This is a genomic window from Herbidospora galbida (assembly GCF_005233835.1).
GTDB classification, from domain to species: domain Bacteria; phylum Actinomycetota; class Actinomycetes; order Streptosporangiales; family Streptosporangiaceae; genus Herbidospora; species Herbidospora galbida.
Window position 1 is genome coordinate 275,719 of the sequence record NZ_SZQA01000002.1, and the last position, 15,049, is coordinate 290,767.

Sequence of the window (15,049 nt, forward strand, 5' to 3'; positions counted from 1 at the left end):
CACTGACATGGCTAACCAGATCAAGGGCGTCCTGGGCAAGAAGCTCGGCATGACCCAGGTCTTCGACGAGGGCAACCGGATCGTCCCGGTCACCGTCGTGGAGGCCGGTCCGTGCGTGGTGACCCGGGTCCGCACTCCGGAGCGCGACGGCTACTCCGCCGTTCAGCTCGGCTTCGGCCAGATCGACCCGCGCAAGGTGAACAAGCCCCTGGGCGACTACCTGCGCAAGCACGACATCACGCCGCGCCGCTACTTCGTCGAGGTCCGCACCGACGACGCCTCCGAGTACACGCTCGGCCAGGAAGTCACCGCCGGCACCTTCGAGGCCGGCCAGTTCGTCGACGTCACCGGTAAGAGCAAGGGCAAGGGCTTCGCGGGTGTCATGAAGCGTCACGGCTTCAAGGGCCTGGGCGCCTCGCACGGTACCCAGCGCAAGCACCGCTCGCCCGGCTCCATCGGTGGCTGCGCCACCCCGGGCCGCGTCTTCAAGGGCCTGCGCATGGCCGGTCGGATGGGCAACGTCCGCACCACCATCCAGAGCCTGAAGGTGCACGCCGTCGACGCCGAGAAGGGCCTCATCCTGATCAAGGGTGCGATCCCCGGCGCGAACGGCAGCCTGGTCCTCATCCGCACCGCTGCCAAGAAGGGGGCTGCCAAGTGAGCACCATTGACGTCCTCGACGCGAGCGGCGCCAAGACCGGCGACTCGATCGACCTGCCCGAGAGCATCTTCGGCGCCAAGGTCAACGTGCCGCTGATCCACCAGGTCGTCGTGGCCCAGCTGGCGGCTCGCCGCCAGGGCACCCACGCCACCAAGACCCGCGGCGAGGTGTCCGGCGGTGGCAAGAAGCCGTACCGCCAGAAGGGCACCGGCCGGGCCCGTCAGGGTTCGACCCGCGCGCCGCAGTTCACCGGCGGTGGCACCGTGCACGGCCCGCAGCCGCGCTCGTACGAGCAGCGCACGCCCAAGAAGATGAAGGCCGCGGCCCTGCGCCAGGCCCTGTCCGACCGGGCCGGCGGCAACCTCGTCCACGTCGTGAGCTCCCTGGTCACCGGCGACACGCCGAAGACCAAGACCGCTCTCGAGGCGCTCCGTAAGATCACCGGCTCGCGCAGCGTGCTCGTGGTCGTCACCGAGCACGACGAGCTCACCTGGCTGAGCCTGCGCAACGCCCCGGAGGTCCACCTCCTGGACGCCGGCCAGCTCAACACGTACGACGTGCTGTGCAGCGACGCCGTCGTCTTCACCAAGGAGGCCTACGACGAGGTCGTGGCCCGCCTGGAGAAGAGCGGGAAGGAAGACGCCTGATGGACAAGATCACCGACCCGCGCGACATCATCATCAAGCCGATCGTCTCTGAGAAGAGCTACGGCCTGATCGACGAGCACAACAAGTACACGTTCCTGGTCAAGCAGGGTGTGAACAAGACGCAGGTGAAGATCGCCATCGAGCAGATCTTCGGTGTGAAGGTCACCGGCGTCAACACCATCAACCGCCAGGGCAAGCGCAAGCGGACCCGCTTCGGCTACGGCCAGCGTCCGGGTACCAAGCGCGCGATCGTCAGCCTTGCGGAGGGCGAGCGCATCGACATCTTCGGCCAGATCGGCTGATTGATAGGTAAACCGGCCTACCGTGCTCGTGGCGGTAGGCCAACGTAGGGGTGGTTTGGCCGCGTCCGTGTCTGGACTGAGGAGCGCAGGGGAGCGAAGCGACCCGAAGCGACGAGGGAAGACGCGGACTGAAAGCGGTCAAACCCGCCGCGCCGAAGGCGCGGCAATTAGACAGGGATGAACGAAAAAGATGGGCATCCGTAAATACAAGCCGACGACCCCGGGTCGACGCGGCGCGAGCGTCTCGGACTTCGCCGAGATCACGCGCAGCACGCCCGAGAAGTCGCTGCTTGCCCCCCTGCACAGCAAGGGCGGCCGTAACGTCCACGGGCGGGTCACCGCCCGGCACCAGGGTGGCGGCCACAAGCGGGCGTACCGGATCATCGACTTCCGACGCCACGACAAGGACGGGATCCCGGCCAAGGTCGCTCACATCGAGTACGACCCGAACCGCACCTCCCGCATCGCTCTGCTGCACTACGCCGACGGCGAGAAGCGCTACATCCTCGCGCCGACCGGCATCAAGCAGGGGGACCGCATCGAGAACGGCCCCGGGGCCGACATCAAGCCGGGCAACTGCCTGCCGCTCCGCAACATCCCGACCGGTACCTTCATCCACGCGGTGGAGCTCCGTCCGGGTGGTGGCGCCAAGCTCGGCCGCAGCGCCGGCGCGCAGATCCAGCTCCTCGCCAAGGAGGGCATGTACGCCACGCTGCGTATGCCGTCCGGCGAGATGCGCCAGGTCGACATCCGCTGCCGGGCGTCGATCGGCCAGGTCGGCAACGCCGAGCAGGCCAACATCAACTGGGGTAAGGCCGGCCGTATGCGGTGGAAGGGCAAGCGCCCGACCGTCCGTGGTGTCGCCATGAACCCGGTCGACCACCCGCACGGCGGTGGCGAGGGCAAGACCTCCGGTGGTCGCCACCCGGTGAACCCGAAGGGCAAGCCCGAGGGCCGCACCCGCCAGGCCAACAAGGCCAGCGACCGCCTGATCATCCGGCGTCGGAGCAAGAGGAAGAAGCGGTAGGAGCAGCCGAAATGCCACGTAGCCTTAAGAAGGGTCCCTTCGTGGACGACCACCTTCAGAAGAAGGTGGACGCCCAGAACGAGAAGGGCACCAAGAACGTCATCAAGACGTGGTCGCGGCGCTCCATGATCGTGCCCGACATGCTCGGCCACACGATCGCCGTCCACGACGGCCGCAAGCACGTCCCGGTGTTCGTCACCGAGTCGATGATCGGCCACAAGCTCGGCGAGTTCGCGCCCACGCGGACCTTCCGCAGCCACGTCAAGGAAGACCGCCGCAGCCGGCGGTAAGCGTCCTTCGAAAAGCAATAGGAGACAGCGATGGAAGCCAGGGCACAGGCGCGGTACGCGCGCCACACGCCCCGGAAGGCCCGCCGCGTGGTGGACCTCATTCGCGGCCTGGGCGCTTCGGAGGCGCAGGCCGTGCTGCAGTTCGCGCCGCAGGCGGCGAGCGAGACCGTTTACAAGGTCCTCTCGTCCGCGATCGCGAACGCGGAGCACAACTTCAAGCTCGACCGCGAGACGCTGGTCGTGAGCCGCGCGTGGGTCGATGAGGGCCCGACGCTCAAGCGGTTCCGCCCCCGCGCCCAGGGTCGCGCCTATCGGATCAACAAGCGGACCAGCCACATCACCGTGATCGTGGAGTCCCGCGAGCCGAAGGGGAGGGCCCGCTAGTGGGTCAGAAGGTTAACCCGCACGGGTTCCGCCTCGGCATCACGACCGACTTCAAGAGCCGGTGGTACGCCGACAAGCTCTACAAGTCGTACGTCGCCGAGGACGTGGCGATCCGCCGCATGCTGCAGAAGGGCATGGAGCGGGCCGGCATTTCCAAGGTCGAGATCGAGCGCACGACCGACCGCGTCCAGGTCGACATCCACACCGCCCGGCCGGGCATCGTCATCGGCCGTCGTGGTGCGGAGGCCGACCGCATCCGCGGCGACCTGGAGAAGCTGACCAAGAAGCAGGTTCAGCTCAACATCCTCGAGGTCAAGAACCCCGAGATCGACGCGCAGCTCGTCGCGCAGGGCGTGGCCGAGCAGCTCTCCAGCCGTGTCTCGTTCCGCCGCGCCATGCGCAAGGCGATGCAGTCGGCGATGAAGAGCGGCGCCAAGGGCATCCGGGTCGCGTGCTCGGGTCGTCTGGGCGGCGCGGAGATGTCGCGTTCGGAGTTCTACCGCGAGGGCCGCGTGCCCCTGCACACGCTCCGCGCCGACATCGACTACGGCTTCTACGAGGCCAAGACGACCTTCGGCCGCATCGGCGTGAAGGTCTGGATCTACAAGGGCGAGGCCCCGACCAGCCGCGCCGAGCGTGAGGCGGCCGCTGCCGGCGCCCGCGCCGGTGGCCAGCGTCGCGACAACGACCGTCGTGGCGGCGGCGCCGAGCGTCCCCGTCGTGGTGGCGGCGACCGTCCGCGCCGTGGCGCCGGTGCCGGTCGTGGCGACCGCGCCCCCCGCAATGAGGCGGCCGCCCAGGCCGCCCCCGAGACCGGCCCGGCGGAGCAGCCGGGTGCTGAAGGGAGCTGACCATGCTGATCCCGCGCAGGGTCAAGCACCGCAAGCAGCACCGGCCTGACCGCAGCGGAGCCGCCAAGGGCGGCACCCGGGTCGTGTTCGGCGAGTTCGGCATTCAGGCGCTTGAGCACTCCTACGTGACCAACCGTCAGATCGAGTCGGCTCGTATCGCCATGACCCGGCACATCCGCCGTGGCGGCAAGGTGTGGATCAACATCTACCCCGACCGTCCCCTCACCAAGAAGCCCGCGGAAACGCGAATGGGTTCCGGTAAGGGTTCGCCCGAGTGGTGGATCGCCAACGTCAAGCCCGGTCGCGTCATGTTCGAGCTGTCGGGTGTCGCCGAGCCCATCGCCCGTGAGGCGATGCGCCGCGCGATGCACAAGCTGCCCATGAAGTGCCGGTTCGTCAAGCGTGAAGTGGGTGAGGCGTGATGGCTAAGGGCCTGACCGCCGGTGAGCTGCGCGTGGAGGACGGGGAGGTGCTCGTCCAGAAGCTCAAGGAGGCGAAGGAGGAGCTGTTCAACCTCCGCTTCCAGGCTGCGACCGGTCAGTTGGAGAGCCACGGGCGGCTGCGCGCCGTCCGCCGCGAGATCGCCCGTATCTACACCGTGATGCGCGAGCGCGAGCTTGGAATCGTCACGGTCGAGAAGGAGCCGAGCGATGGCTGAAACAACTGAGAACGTCGAGACCACCGAGAAGACCGCGCGGAACTACCGCAAGACCCGTGAGGGCCTGGTCGTCAGCGACAAGATGGACAAGACCGTCGTCGTCGCCGTCGAGGACCGCGTGAAGCACCCGCTGTACGGCAAGGTCATCCGCCGTACGACCAAGTACAAGGCCCACGACGAGGAGAACACCGCCGGCGTCGGCGACCGTGTCCTCCTCATGGAGACCCGGCCGCTGTCGGCGACCAAGCGCTGGCGCGTGGTCGAGATCCTCGAGCGGGCCAAGTAACATAACGCGATCGCGCCTCGTGGGGGCCGTGCTTCGGCCCGGCCCCCATGACGGTGTCCAAGGAGCCTCCGGCACGTCCGGAGACTCGCCCGCGGCGGCGGTCAGCTTGCTGGCTGGCGCCGAGGGACAAGACATGTAGGTTCGGCCAGGCTCGGGGCCCGCCCCGAGAACCGGCACGACACATCAGGAGTTCAGCTGTGATTCAGCAGGAGTCGCGACTCAAGGTCGCCGACAACACGGGTGCCAAGGAGATCCTCTGCATCCGCGTTCTCGGTGGCTCTGGGCGTCGCTACGCCGGGATCGGCGACATCATCGTCGCCACCGTCAAGGACGCGATCCCCGGCGGCGGTGTGAAGAAGGGTGACGTCGTCAAGGCCGTCATCGTCCGCACCGTCAAGGAGCGTCGCCGTCAGGACGGGTCGTACATCAAGTTCGACGAGAACGCCGCGGTCATCATCAAGGACAGTGGCGACCCCCGGGGCACGCGTATTTTCGGCCCGGTCGGCCGCGAGCTGCGTGACAAGAAGTTCATGCGCATCATCTCGCTGGCGCCGGAGGTGCTCTAAATGGGGAAGCTGCACGTGAAGAAGGGTGACCTGGTTCAGGTCATCGCGGGCAAGGACAAGGGCGCCAAGGGCCGGGTCATCGCCGCGCTGCCGACCGAGGATCGAGTGATCGTCGCCGGCGTGAACATGATCAAGAAGCACTCGAAGGAGACCAACCAGGGTCCCCGCGGCGCCAAGGAAGGCGGCGTCACCACCCTGGAGGCCCCCATCCACGTGAGCAACGTCAAGAAGCTCAAGGATGACGAGAAGCCGAAGGACGAGGACGCCAAGTGACTGCCCAGACCGCTGAGCGGGTGACCCCCCGTCTCAAGCAGAAGTACCGCGAGGAGATCGCGGCCCAGCTGCGCGAGCAGTTCGGCATCGAGAACGTCATGCTGACCCCGGGTCTCACCAAGATCAAGGTGAACATGGGTGTCGGCGAGGCCGCTCGCGACTCCAAGCTGATCGAGGGCGCGGTTCGCGACCTCACCGCCATCACCGGACAGAAGCCGGCCGTCGTCCGCGCCCGCAAGTCCATCGCGCAGTTCAAGCTGCGTGAGGGCATGCCGATCGGCGCGCACGTCACGCTGCGCGGCGACCGCATGTGGGAGTTCCTCGACCGCCTGCTGTCGCTGGCCCTGCCGCGTATCCGCGACTTCCGTGGTCTGTCGCCCAAGCAGTTCGACGGGCACGGCAACTACACCTTCGGTCTCACCGAGCAGGTCATGTTCCACGAGATCGACCAGGACAAGGTCGACCGGCAGCGCGGTATGGACATCACGGTCGTCACGACCGCCCGCACAGACGACGAGGGCCGCGCGCTGCTGAAGCTGCTCGGGTTCCCGTTCAAGGAGGCCTGATCCAAATGGCGAAGACGTCACTGAAGGTCAAGGCGGCCCGCAAGCAGAAGTTCGAGGTCCGGGCGTACACTCGTTGTTCGCGCTGCGGCCGTCCGCGCGCCGTCTACCGCAAGTTCGGCCTGTGCCGCGTGTGCTTCCGTGAGATGGCGCACCGGGGCGAGCTGCCCGGCATCACCAAGTCCAGCTGGTAATTCCAGAGCATCACTACGCCGTAGGTCCCCTTCATTCTTGGGAAACCGCGGCGAGGAGGGCCATCGATCATGACGATGACCGACCCGATCGCAGACATGCTGACGCGTCTGCGTAACGCGAACTCGGCGTATCACGACACCGTGACCATGCCGTACTCGAAGATCAAGGCGCACATCGCCGAGATCCTCCAGCAGGAGGGTTACATCCAGTCCTGGAGCGTCGAAGACGCCAAGGTTGGCAAGAACCTCGTGGTGGAGCTGAAGTTCGGCCCGAGCCGTGAGCGTTCGCTCGCCGGCATCCGCCGGGTTTCGAAGCCCGGTCTGCGGGTTTACGCCAAGAAGGACAACCTGCCCCGAGTCCTGGGCGGGCTGGGCGTCGCGATCATCTCGACGTCCGGCGGCCTGATGACCGACAAGCAGGCCGGCAAGCGCGGAGTGGGCGGGGAAGTCCTCGCCTACGTCTGGTAAGAGGGGAGGAACCACAGCATGTCGCGAATCGGACGGCTGCCCATCCCTGTACCGAGCGGTGTCGACATCACGATCGACGGCCGGAGTGTCCAGGTCAAGGGCCCGAAGGGCACGCTTTCTCACACCGTCGCCGAGCCCATTGAGGTTTCGCGCGGTGACGACGGCAATCTCGCCGTCACCCGTCCCAACGACGAGAACAAGGTCCGTGCGCTGCACGGCCTGTCCCGCACCCTGATCGCCAACATGGTGACCGGTGTGACCGCGGGTTACTCGAAGACGTTGGAGATCGTCGGCGTCGGCTACCGCGTTCAGGCCAAGGGCCCGACGCAGCTCGAGTTCTCGCTCGGGTTCAGCCACCCGGTGATCGTCGACGCGCCGGAGGGCATCTCCTTCCGCGTCGAGAAGCCGACCCTGTTCCACGTGGACGGGATCGACAAGCAGAAGGTCGGCGAGGTCTCGGCCAACATCCGCAAGCTGCGCAAGCCTGACCCGTACAAGGGCAAGGGCGTGCGCTACCAGGGCGAAGTCGTCCGCAAGAAGGTCGGAAAGGCTGGTAAGTAGTCATGGCTGCGAAGTACGGCAAGCACAGCGCCGCTCGCGCCATTTCGCGAGCCCGCCGCCACCGCCGCGTGCGGAAGAACGTCGTCGGCACGCTGGAGCGTCCGCGCCTGGTCGTGAACCGGTCCGCGCGGCACCTGTTCGTGCAGATCGTCGACGACGGCAAGGGTCACACGATCGTGAGCGCGTCCACCATGGACTCCTCGCTTCGTTCCCTTGAGGCCGACAAGACCGAGAAGGCGAAGAAGGTCGGCGAGCTTCTCGCTCAGCGGGCCAAGGACGCCGGGATCACTTCGGTCGTCTTCGACCGTGGTGGCAACCGCTACGCGGGTCGCATCGCGGCCCTGGCGGACAGCGCCCGTGAAGGCGGGTTGAGCTTCTGATGACCCGTCCTATGAGCAATGAGAAGAGGAACCACTGATGGCTGGAGCTCCGCGTCGGGGTGCCGGCGGCGGTGGCGAGCGGCGGGAACGTCGTGACGATCGCCGCGGTGGCGCCCAGGAGAAGGGCGTCTCGTACATCGAGCGCGTCGTGAAGATCAACCGCGTGGCCAAGGTCGTCAAGGGTGGTCGGCGCTTCAGCTTCACCGCGCTGGTCATCGTCGGCGACGGCAACGGCCTCGTCGGGGTCGGCTACGGCAAGGCCAAGGAGGTGCCCGCGGCGATCGCCAAGGGTGTCGAAGAGGCCAAGAAGCACTTCTTCAAGGTGCCGCGCATCCAGGGCACCATCCCGCACACCGTGCAGGGCGAGGACGCCGCCGGCGTCGTCCTCCTGCGTCCGGCCTCGCCCGGTACCGGTGTCATCGCGGGTGGCCCGGTGCGCGCGGTCCTGGAGTGCGCCGGGATCCACGACGTGCTGTCCAAGTCGCTCGGCTCGGACAACCCGATCAACATCGTGCACGCCACCGTGGCGGCTCTGAAGGGCCTCTCGCGCCCCGAGGAGATCGCCGCCCGTCGTGGTCTGCCGATCGAGGACGTCGCCCCCAAGGCGATGCTCAAGGCGCGCGCCGAGGGTCTCGCCGAGGCTGCGGCCGCTGCGAAGGCGGGGAGCTGACCATGGCCCGCCTGAAGATCACGCAGACCCGGTCCAAGATCGGCGGCAAGCAGAACCAGCGTGACTCGCTGCGTTCGCTTGGCCTGAAGCGAATCGGCGACGTCGTCGTGAAGGAGGACCGTCCCGAGATCCGCGGGATGGTCGCCGTCGTGACGCACCTCGTCGAGGTTGAAGAGGTCGACTAGTCATGACTGAGAACGCACCGCTGAAGATTCATGACCTGCGTCCCGCCCCGGGTGCCAACAAGGCCAAGGTCCGCAAGGGCCGTGGTGAGGGCTCCAAGGGCAAGACGTCCGGTCGTGGTACGAAGGGTTCCCACTCGCGTACCACCGTGCCTCTCGGCTTCGAAGGTGGCCAGGTTCCGCTCCAGCGGCGGCTGCCGAAGCTGAAGGGCTTCTCCAACTCCCTGTTCAAGACGACCTACCAGGTCGTCAACCTTGACAAGCTGGGCGAGGTCTTCTCCTCCGGTGGCGACGTGACCGTCGCCGACCTGGTGGCGAACGGTCTGGTCCGGAAGAACGAACTGGTCAAGGTTCTCGGAACCGGCGACATCTCCGTGGCGTTGAACGTGCAGGCGCACGCCTTCTCCGCCAGCGCCAAGGAGAAGATCGCCGCGGCCGGCGGCTCCACCACGGAGCTGTAGGCCTCACGCATCACGAGGCGCGGGGGCTCGTTATGAGCCTCCGCGCCCGTAGTGCGTTAGAGTTCGCTGGACAGTTAGCCGAGTCTCACTGTCAAAACGCTCGTTTGTCATTTGTAAGACCCGCTGTTTTGGTAAGACCCGCAAGAAGACCTGCCGATGGACGACCCCCGCACCATCGCTCACCGTTACCGCGTCTCTGGCGCGCAGGAGGGACCGTGCTAACCGCTCTTACCCGGGCATTCCGGACGCCGGACCTGCGCAAGAAGCTGCTTTTCACCCTGGGTATCATTGTGATCTTCCGCCTGGGCTCGGTGCTGCCGACGCCCGGTGTGAACACGGAGAACGCCCGTAAGGCTCTGGAAGCGGCTCAATCTAGCGAACTCAGCAGCATCTACGGGATGGTCCAGCTCTTCAGTGGCGGCGCGTTGCTGAAGCTTTCAGTTTTCGCGCTGGGCATCATGCCCTACATCACGGCCAGCATCATCCTGCAGCTGCTGACTGTCGTGATCCCCCGCCTCGAAGCCCTCAAGAAGGAGGGCCAGGCGGGCACTGCGAAGATCACACAGTACACCCGGTATCTCACCATCGGCCTGGCGGTTCTCCAGTCGACGGCCTTCGTCGCACTGGCCCGGTCCGGACAGCTGTTCGGCACCTCCGCCAACGATCTCCCGATCCTGCTCAACGACGACATCTTCACCGTCGTGGTGATGGTCGTCACGATGACCGCGGGTACGGCCGTCATCATGTGGCTCGGTGAGCTCATCACCGACCGCGGCGTCGGCAACGGCATGTCGATTCTGATCTTCACTCAGATCATCGCGGTCTTCCCGTCGGAACTGATGAACATCTTCCGGCAGAAGGGCGCCTTCACCTTCACGATCGTCATGATCGTCGGCATCTTCATGATCGCCGCGGTCGTGTTCGTGGAGCAGGCGCAGCGCCGCATCCCGGTGCAGTACGCCAAGCGCATGGTCGGCCGCCGGATGTACGGCGGCACCTCGACCTACATCCCGCTGAAGGTCAACCAGGCCGGCATCATCCCGGTCATCTTCGCCTCCTCGCTGCTCTACCTGCCTCAGCTGCTGGTCACGCTGTTCGCCAACAGCCAGGAGAGCAACGTCGTGGTCGAGTGGATCGCGCAGAACTTCGGTTCCGGCGACACCCCGATCTACATGGCGACCTTCTTCCTCCTGATCGTGTTCTTCACGTACTTCTACGTGTCCATCACCTTCAACCCCGTTGAAGTCGCCGACAACATGAAGAAGTACGGTGGGTTCATTCCGGGCATTCGTCCGGGCCGGCCGACCGCCGAGTACCTGAACTACGTGCTCACCCGGTTGACCGCACCGGGGTCGCTGTATCTGGGCCTGATCTCCATGGTTCCGATCTTCGCCCTCACGCTGGCCGGCGCGACCCAGAACTTCCCGTTCGGAGGAACGAGCATTCTGATCATGGTGGGTGTCGGTCTCGACACGGTGAAGCAGATCGAGAGCCAGCTCCAGCAGCGCAACTACGAGGGCTTCCTGAGATAGTGCGTCTCGTCCTGGTCGGGCCCCCCGGAGCGGGCAAGGGGACGCAGGCCCAGTTCATCGCATCACATCTGTCGATCCCGAAAATCTCGACAGGTGACATTTTCCGCGCCAACGTGTCGGGTGGCACGGAGCTCGGAAAGCTGGCCAAGACCTACATGGACCGCGGGGACCTGGTTCCCGACGAGGTCACGATCGCGATGGTCCGCGGTCGCCTCGCGGAAGACGACGCGCAGGACGGTTTCCTGCTCGACGGGTTCCCGCGGAACGTGGCGCAGGCCGAGGTCCTCAAGAAGATGCTGGCTGACCTGGGCTCCGGGCTCGACCTGGTGCTGGAACTCGTGGTCGACGACGACGAGGTGGTCCGCCGCCTCGCCGGTCGCCGCACCTGCCGCTCGTGTGGCAAGGTCTGGCACGTCGACTTCGACCCGCCCAAGAAGGAAGGCGTCTGCGACGCCTGCGGCGGCGAGTTGTTCCAGCGTGACGACGACCGTGAGGAGACCATCAGGCACCGCCTGGAGGTCTACCAGGAGCAGACGTCGCCTCTGATCAACTTCTACGCCGACGAGGGCATCCTGCGGGGCGTCGACGCGACCGGCCCGGTCGAAGAGGTCACCGGCCGCGCGATGGGTGAACTGCGCAAGTTCAACCACGAGCACGTCGACGACGCCGAAGGCGACGAGAGCTAGACCGCAAGACCCACCGGAACGCCACCTCACGGAATACGTGGGGTGGCGTTCCGCATGTAGGGGACAATGTATTGAATCGGGCATATGCCCCTGAAAGATGATCCACCCAAGGGGTGCCTACGGGATGTTTCGGAAGAACAAACACGGGATTCAGATCAAGTCGGCCGAGCAGATCGCCAAGATGCGCGCGGCCGGCCTCGTCGTGGGGCGCACGCTCGATCTGCTGAGGCGGTCGGTCGAGCCGGGCATGACGCCGCTCGACCTCGACGCCATCGCCGAGAAGGCGATCAGGGACGAGGGCGCGATCCCGTCCTTCAAGGGCTACCAGGGCTTTCCGGCGACGATCTGCGCGTCGGTCAACCAGGAGGTCGTCCACGGCATCCCGACCGACGCGCGGCCGCTGCGCGACGGCGACATCATCTCGATCGACTGCGGGGCCATCCTCGACGGCTGGCACGGCGACTCGGCCGTCACCGTCCCGGTGGGGGAGGTCGACCCGAAGCTGCTGGAGCTGATCCGGGTCACCGAGGAGTCGATGTGGGCCGGTATCCGGGCCCTGAAGGTCGGCGCCCACCTGTCGGACATCGGCCACCAGGTCGAGCGTTACGTACGCTCCCAGGGCCGCTACGGCATCCCCCAGGAGTACGGCGGCCACGGCATCGGCACCGAGATGCACATGGACCCGTGGGTGGCCAACCACGGCAAGCCCGGCAGGGGGCCGAAACTGGAGGCCGGCATGTGCCTGGCGATCGAGCCGATGGTCAATCTCGGCACCGACCAGACCCGCGTGCTGGCCGACGACTGGACGGTCGTCACCCAGGACGGCAAGGCGTCGGCGCATTTCGAGCACAGCGTGGCGGTCACTGCGGAAGGCCCGCTCGTTCTGACGGCTCTCGACGGCGGCAAAGAACGGCTTGCCACTACATAATTGGTAAAAAGACGCATTTGGAGGTTCGGCCATGGCATTCAGTCCGGAGATGCGCGCCTCTGACGCCGACCGCGAGAAGGTCGCGGCCGCGCTTCGGGAGCACATGGTCGTCGGCCGCCTGAACGCCGAGGAGTTCGGCGAGCGCCTGGAGGCGGCCTATGCCGCCAAGACATTCGGCGAACTCCGGGTGCTCACGCGAGACCTGCCGGACATCGACCTGAAGAACCTCCCCGCGCGTCCTGAGCCGATGAAACCGCAGGCCGCGCCGGTGTCGGGGAACCTGAAGGGGGCCTGGGCCGGCTGGGCCTTCGTCTCCCTGGTGAACTGGGGCGTCTGGCTGGTCATCGTGCTGACGGGCGGAGAGCTGATCTATCCCTGGCCGCTGTGGGTGATGGGGCCCTGGGGGATCGGGCTGCTCATCGCGACGCTCGCCCAAAGTCAGAACGACGGGAAAAAGCGCGAATTGGGCTCCTGAATGTGCCGTTGTGCACGCTCGGCATTGAGTGTGCATTCGTCCACAGAACAACAGGTTGCGTCTTCCTAATGTGAGCGGTGTCCGGAGATGAGCAGCATCCCCGGAAGGTCTCACTGGAGGACAGACAAATGCGCAAGCTCCCCCGCGTTCTCGCCGGCACCGCCCTCGCCGCCGGTCTCATGGCCGGCGCCGTGGCCGCCCCCGCGACCGCCGGCGCCACCGCGTCGACGGGCTCCGCGGCGGCCGCCTCGTCCAAGCACTTCTTCGGCCCCTACTTCTCGCACTGGGGCGACAAGTTCGAGAAGAGCCACCGCTCCTACTTCAAGGGCTACTGGACCAAGAGCGGCAACCAGTACTGGTTCTACGGCGACCTCTTCGACACCGACCGCGACCGCCAGTGGTCGTACGTCTGGTACCGCTACACCGACCGCTTCGGCAAGAGCCACACGAAGTGGTTCAAGAACCGGTCCTTCGGCCACGGCGACTTCGACAAGTTCTTCGGCTTCAAGAAGGGCTTCGTGAAGGACGTGGACTTCCGGGTCTGCGAGGGGACCAGCCGGTTCGACGACTGCGGTGGCTGGAACGACGCCTTCTAAGTCGTGCGGCACCTGATAAAGCGGGGCCCGTCCTGACAAGGACGGGCCCTGTTGAGTTTCATGCCGACTCTTTGCCTTAAGGGCTCGTTGACCGGGTTGTCGCCGGGTAGATGATCTTTGTCGGCCGGGTGGGAGTCCCTCGGCCACCGGACGTCCCGGCTGAGCGGGCCGTCCGGGCGCGAAGCCACCGGGCCCACCCGATCCGGCATGTCGGCGGTGCCGGACGGGTGGGCCCGGTTTTGCGCTATCCTGGAATGCGGTTGTGTACGAGGGCCCGTTCTGTGTGATCGTTTCGCGTTCCGCACCGGGTTGCCGTACACTCCTTTGTCGGTTCACTATGACCTTTTGCGTGGCGGCCTTGCCGCCGCCGCTCTCTGAACGCCTGAAGGTCGCGGCTGATTAGTGTTCCGAAGCCTCAGACGACCGAGCATCAGTGAAACGTGAGGAACTTTTGGCCAAGAAAGACGGCGCCATCGAGATCGAGGGCACTGTGGTCGAGTCGCTCCCGAACGCCATGTTCCGGGTGCAGCTCGACAACGGCCATAAGGTCCTGGCCCACATCAGCGGCAGGATGCGCATGCACTACATCCGCATCCTCCCGGACGACCGGGTCGTCGTGGAGCTTAGCCCCTACGACCTCACTCGCGGCCGGATCGTCTACCGGTACAAGTAGGAACGATTAAGGACTATGAAGGTCAAGCCGAGCGTCAAGAAGATCTGTGACAAGTGCAAGGTGATCCGCCGGCACGGTCGAGTCATGGTGATCTGCGACAACCTGCGCCACAAGCAGCGTCAGGGCTAGTCGCCACCGGCCCCTGCTGAGTCCGTCCACGGTGACGGACTCGACGCATGTGCGGGGCCGGGTCTGTAATCGCGCGCCACACTCGCGAAGGCGTCTTCTTTCGGAGACGAACCACGCGGGAGACCCCCGGTCGGAGGCCGGGGCCCTCACCCCGGGCATTGGGGAGGGGCGTGGGGCGCAGGACCTCCGCGAAACGAAGGAGAATGCCCGACCATGGCTCGCCTGGTTGGCGTCGACCTCCCCCGCGACAAGCGGCTGGAGATCGCTCTCACCTACATCTACGGCATCGGCCGTACCCGCGCGCTCGAAATCCTGGACGCCACCGGCGTCTCCGGCGACCTGCGCGTGCACCAGCTCTCTGACACCGAGCTCGTGCCCATGCGTGACTACATCGAGGCGAACTTCAAGATCGAGGGTGACCTCCGTCGCGAAGTTCAGGCCGACATTCGTCGCAAGATCGAAATCGGCTGCTACCAGGGCATCCGGCACCGCAAGGGCCTGCCCGTCCACGGTCAGCGGACGCAGACGAACGCGCGTACCCGCAAGGGCAAGAAGAAGACCGTGGCCGGCAAGAAGAAGCCGGGCAAGAAGTAGTCCTTAGCTGCA

28 protein-coding genes are annotated in these 15,049 nt (G+C 66.1%); all 28 read left to right on the plus strand.

The genetic code is table 11. From position 1 onward, the window contains the following. Positions 1-7 precede the first annotated feature (7 nt). The 28 genes from rplC (at position 8) to rpsM (ending at position 15,037) form a co-directional block, all read left to right on the plus strand. Positions 8-661 (plus strand): 50S ribosomal protein L3, encoded by a 654-nt coding sequence (gene rplC, locus FDA94_RS04230; protein WP_137245694.1) that lies wholly within the window; start codon positions 8-10, stop codon positions 659-661. Continuing rightward, positions 658-1,308, plus strand: a complete 651-nt coding sequence (gene rplD, locus FDA94_RS04235) for a 50S ribosomal protein L4 (protein ID WP_137245695.1) — start codon at positions 658-660, stop codon at positions 1,306-1,308. Before rplC ends, rplD begins: the two co-directional genes overlap by 4 nt. Continuing rightward, a complete protein-coding gene (gene rplW, locus FDA94_RS04240; protein WP_062337777.1) occupies positions 1,308-1,610 on the plus strand; it encodes a 50S ribosomal protein L23 in 303 nt (100 codons plus the stop codon). Before rplD ends, rplW begins: the two co-directional genes overlap by 1 nt. Before the next feature lie 190 nt (positions 1,611-1,800). After that, positions 1,801-2,637 carry a 50S ribosomal protein L2 gene (gene rplB / locus FDA94_RS04245; protein WP_061295236.1) on the plus strand — a complete coding sequence of 279 codons (837 nt, stop codon included), beginning with the start codon at positions 1,801-1,803 and terminating at the stop codon, positions 2,635-2,637. An 11-nt stretch (positions 2,638-2,648) separates the two neighbouring features. Next, positions 2,649-2,927, plus strand: a complete 279-nt coding sequence (rpsS, locus tag FDA94_RS04250) for a 30S ribosomal protein S19 (RefSeq protein ID WP_030451498.1) — start codon at positions 2,649-2,651, stop codon at positions 2,925-2,927. 30 nt (positions 2,928-2,957) lie between these two features. Further along, positions 2,958-3,311, plus strand: a complete 354-nt coding sequence (rplV, locus tag FDA94_RS04255; protein ID WP_030451497.1) for a 50S ribosomal protein L22 — start codon at positions 2,958-2,960, stop codon at positions 3,309-3,311. Continuing rightward, complete coding sequence (gene rpsC, locus FDA94_RS04260; RefSeq protein WP_030451496.1) at positions 3,311-4,162, plus strand: 30S ribosomal protein S3; 852 nt, start codon at positions 3,311-3,313, stop codon at positions 4,160-4,162. The genes rplV and rpsC overlap by 1 nt, the downstream gene beginning before the upstream one ends. Before the next feature lie 2 nt (positions 4,163-4,164). Continuing rightward, positions 4,165-4,584: a 50S ribosomal protein L16 gene (rplP, locus tag FDA94_RS04265; protein WP_030451495.1), complete on the plus strand. Its 420-nt coding sequence runs from the start codon at positions 4,165-4,167 to the stop codon at positions 4,582-4,584. Beyond that, positions 4,584-4,820, plus strand: a complete 237-nt coding sequence (gene rpmC, locus FDA94_RS04270; RefSeq protein WP_030451494.1) for a 50S ribosomal protein L29 — start codon at positions 4,584-4,586, stop codon at positions 4,818-4,820. The genes rplP and rpmC overlap by 1 nt, the downstream gene beginning before the upstream one ends. Next, the gene (gene rpsQ, locus FDA94_RS04275; RefSeq protein WP_030451493.1) at positions 4,813-5,106 is read left to right on the plus strand and encodes a 30S ribosomal protein S17; all 294 of its coding nucleotides are present in this window, start codon (positions 4,813-4,815) and stop codon (positions 5,104-5,106) included. The genes rpmC and rpsQ overlap by 8 nt, the downstream gene beginning before the upstream one ends. Positions 5,107-5,303: 197 nt before the next feature. After that, positions 5,304-5,672: a 50S ribosomal protein L14 gene (gene rplN, locus FDA94_RS04280; RefSeq protein ID WP_030451492.1), complete on the plus strand. Its 369-nt coding sequence runs from the start codon at positions 5,304-5,306 to the stop codon at positions 5,670-5,672. 9 nt (positions 5,673-5,681) lie between these two features. Further along, positions 5,682-5,945: a 50S ribosomal protein L24 gene (gene rplX, locus FDA94_RS04285; protein ID WP_202610623.1), complete on the plus strand. Its 264-nt coding sequence runs from the start codon at positions 5,682-5,684 to the stop codon at positions 5,943-5,945. Then, entirely contained in the window at positions 5,942-6,511 is a 570-nt protein-coding gene (gene rplE / locus FDA94_RS04290; protein ID WP_030451490.1) for a 50S ribosomal protein L5, read from the plus strand. The genes rplX and rplE overlap by 4 nt, the downstream gene beginning before the upstream one ends. A 5-nt stretch (positions 6,512-6,516) precedes the next feature. Then, complete coding sequence (locus tag FDA94_RS04295; protein ID WP_030451489.1) at positions 6,517-6,702, plus strand: type Z 30S ribosomal protein S14; 186 nt, start codon at positions 6,517-6,519, stop codon at positions 6,700-6,702. Between the two features lie 69 nt (positions 6,703-6,771). Next, positions 6,772-7,170 (plus strand): 30S ribosomal protein S8, encoded by a 399-nt coding sequence (rpsH, locus tag FDA94_RS04300; RefSeq protein WP_030451488.1) that lies wholly within the window; start codon positions 6,772-6,774, stop codon positions 7,168-7,170. A gap of 18 nt (positions 7,171-7,188) precedes the next feature. Next, positions 7,189-7,731 carry a 50S ribosomal protein L6 gene (rplF, locus tag FDA94_RS04305; RefSeq protein ID WP_030451487.1) on the plus strand — a complete coding sequence of 181 codons (543 nt, stop codon included), beginning with the start codon at positions 7,189-7,191 and terminating at the stop codon, positions 7,729-7,731. A 2-nt stretch (positions 7,732-7,733) separates the two neighbouring features. After that, positions 7,734-8,111: a 50S ribosomal protein L18 gene (rplR, locus tag FDA94_RS04310; RefSeq protein WP_062345048.1), complete on the plus strand. Its 378-nt coding sequence runs from the start codon at positions 7,734-7,736 to the stop codon at positions 8,109-8,111. 37 nt (positions 8,112-8,148) lie between these two features. After that, a complete protein-coding gene (gene rpsE / locus FDA94_RS04315; protein WP_030451485.1) occupies positions 8,149-8,781 on the plus strand; it encodes a 30S ribosomal protein S5 in 633 nt (210 codons plus the stop codon). A gap of 2 nt (positions 8,782-8,783) precedes the next feature. Beyond that, positions 8,784-8,966: a 50S ribosomal protein L30 gene (gene rpmD / locus FDA94_RS04320; protein ID WP_030451484.1), complete on the plus strand. Its 183-nt coding sequence runs from the start codon at positions 8,784-8,786 to the stop codon at positions 8,964-8,966. A 2-nt stretch (positions 8,967-8,968) separates the two neighbouring features. Next, positions 8,969-9,424, plus strand: coding sequence for a 50S ribosomal protein L15 (rplO, locus tag FDA94_RS04325; protein ID WP_137245696.1), 456 nt, complete (start codon positions 8,969-8,971; stop codon positions 9,422-9,424). Positions 9,425-9,639: 215 nt separating this feature from the next. Then, positions 9,640-10,956, plus strand: a complete 1,317-nt coding sequence (gene secY, locus FDA94_RS04330; protein WP_137245812.1) for a preprotein translocase subunit SecY — start codon at positions 9,640-9,642, stop codon at positions 10,954-10,956. Further along, a complete protein-coding gene (locus FDA94_RS04335; RefSeq protein WP_137245697.1) occupies positions 10,956-11,642 on the plus strand; it encodes an adenylate kinase in 687 nt (228 codons plus the stop codon). Before secY ends, FDA94_RS04335 begins: the two co-directional genes overlap by 1 nt. 124 nt (positions 11,643-11,766) lie before the next feature. Beyond that, positions 11,767-12,570 (plus strand): type I methionyl aminopeptidase, encoded by an 804-nt coding sequence (gene map / locus FDA94_RS04340; RefSeq protein WP_137245698.1) that lies wholly within the window; start codon positions 11,767-11,769, stop codon positions 12,568-12,570. 31 nt (positions 12,571-12,601) lie between these two features. Then, entirely contained in the window at positions 12,602-13,045 is a 444-nt protein-coding gene (locus FDA94_RS04345) for a DUF1707 SHOCT-like domain-containing protein (RefSeq protein WP_137245699.1), read from the plus strand. Positions 13,046-13,173: 128 nt separating this feature from the next. After that, positions 13,174-13,641 carry a hypothetical protein gene (locus FDA94_RS04350; protein ID WP_170990774.1) on the plus strand — a complete coding sequence of 156 codons (468 nt, stop codon included), beginning with the start codon at positions 13,174-13,176 and terminating at the stop codon, positions 13,639-13,641. Between the two features lie 451 nt (positions 13,642-14,092). Beyond that, the gene (gene infA / locus FDA94_RS04355; protein WP_030451477.1) at positions 14,093-14,314 is read left to right on the plus strand and encodes a translation initiation factor IF-1; all 222 of its coding nucleotides are present in this window, start codon (positions 14,093-14,095) and stop codon (positions 14,312-14,314) included. A gap of 15 nt (positions 14,315-14,329) precedes the next feature. Beyond that, positions 14,330-14,443 carry a 50S ribosomal protein L36 gene (gene rpmJ, locus FDA94_RS04360; protein WP_003956441.1) on the plus strand — a complete coding sequence of 38 codons (114 nt, stop codon included), beginning with the start codon at positions 14,330-14,332 and terminating at the stop codon, positions 14,441-14,443. A 213-nt stretch (positions 14,444-14,656) separates the two neighbouring features. Next, entirely contained in the window at positions 14,657-15,037 is a 381-nt protein-coding gene (gene rpsM, locus FDA94_RS04365) for a 30S ribosomal protein S13 (protein WP_137245701.1), read from the plus strand. The last annotated feature ends 12 nt before the right edge of the window (positions 15,038-15,049 follow it).

Bases quoted from the DNA above. Each gene is read 5' to 3' on its own strand.
- rplC (WP_137245694.1), top strand. From the start codon at position 8: ATGGCTAACCAGATCAAGGGCGTCCTGGGCAAGAAGCTCGGCATGACC.
- rplW (WP_062337777.1), top strand. From the start codon at position 1,308: ATGGACAAGATCACCGACCCGCGCGACATCATCATCAAGCCGATCGTC.
- rplB (WP_061295236.1), top strand. From the start codon at position 1,801: ATGGGCATCCGTAAATACAAGCCGACGACCCCGGGTCGACGCGGCGCG.
- rpsS (WP_030451498.1), top strand. From the start codon at position 2,649: ATGCCACGTAGCCTTAAGAAGGGTCCCTTCGTGGACGACCACCTTCAG.
- rplV (WP_030451497.1), top strand. From the start codon at position 2,958: ATGGAAGCCAGGGCACAGGCGCGGTACGCGCGCCACACGCCCCGGAAG.
- rplP (WP_030451495.1), top strand. From the start codon at position 4,165: ATGCTGATCCCGCGCAGGGTCAAGCACCGCAAGCAGCACCGGCCTGAC.
- rpmC (WP_030451494.1), top strand. From the start codon at position 4,584: ATGGCTAAGGGCCTGACCGCCGGTGAGCTGCGCGTGGAGGACGGGGAG.
- rpsQ (WP_030451493.1), top strand. From the start codon at position 4,813: ATGGCTGAAACAACTGAGAACGTCGAGACCACCGAGAAGACCGCGCGG.
- FDA94_RS04295 (WP_030451489.1), top strand. From the start codon at position 6,517: ATGGCGAAGACGTCACTGAAGGTCAAGGCGGCCCGCAAGCAGAAGTTC.
- rpsH (WP_030451488.1), top strand. From the start codon at position 6,772: ATGACGATGACCGACCCGATCGCAGACATGCTGACGCGTCTGCGTAAC.
- rplF (WP_030451487.1), top strand. From the start codon at position 7,189: ATGTCGCGAATCGGACGGCTGCCCATCCCTGTACCGAGCGGTGTCGAC.
- rplR (WP_062345048.1), top strand. From the start codon at position 7,734: ATGGCTGCGAAGTACGGCAAGCACAGCGCCGCTCGCGCCATTTCGCGA.
- rpsE (WP_030451485.1), top strand. From the start codon at position 8,149: ATGGCTGGAGCTCCGCGTCGGGGTGCCGGCGGCGGTGGCGAGCGGCGG.
- rpmD (WP_030451484.1), top strand. From the start codon at position 8,784: ATGGCCCGCCTGAAGATCACGCAGACCCGGTCCAAGATCGGCGGCAAG.
- rplO (WP_137245696.1), top strand. From the start codon at position 8,969: ATGACTGAGAACGCACCGCTGAAGATTCATGACCTGCGTCCCGCCCCG.
- map (WP_137245698.1), top strand. From the start codon at position 11,767: ATGTTTCGGAAGAACAAACACGGGATTCAGATCAAGTCGGCCGAGCAG.
- FDA94_RS04345 (WP_137245699.1), top strand. From the start codon at position 12,602: ATGGCATTCAGTCCGGAGATGCGCGCCTCTGACGCCGACCGCGAGAAG.
- FDA94_RS04350 (WP_170990774.1), top strand. From the start codon at position 13,174: ATGCGCAAGCTCCCCCGCGTTCTCGCCGGCACCGCCCTCGCCGCCGGT.
- rpmJ (WP_003956441.1), top strand. From the start codon at position 14,330: ATGAAGGTCAAGCCGAGCGTCAAGAAGATCTGTGACAAGTGCAAGGTG.
- rpsM (WP_137245701.1), top strand. From the start codon at position 14,657: ATGGCTCGCCTGGTTGGCGTCGACCTCCCCCGCGACAAGCGGCTGGAG.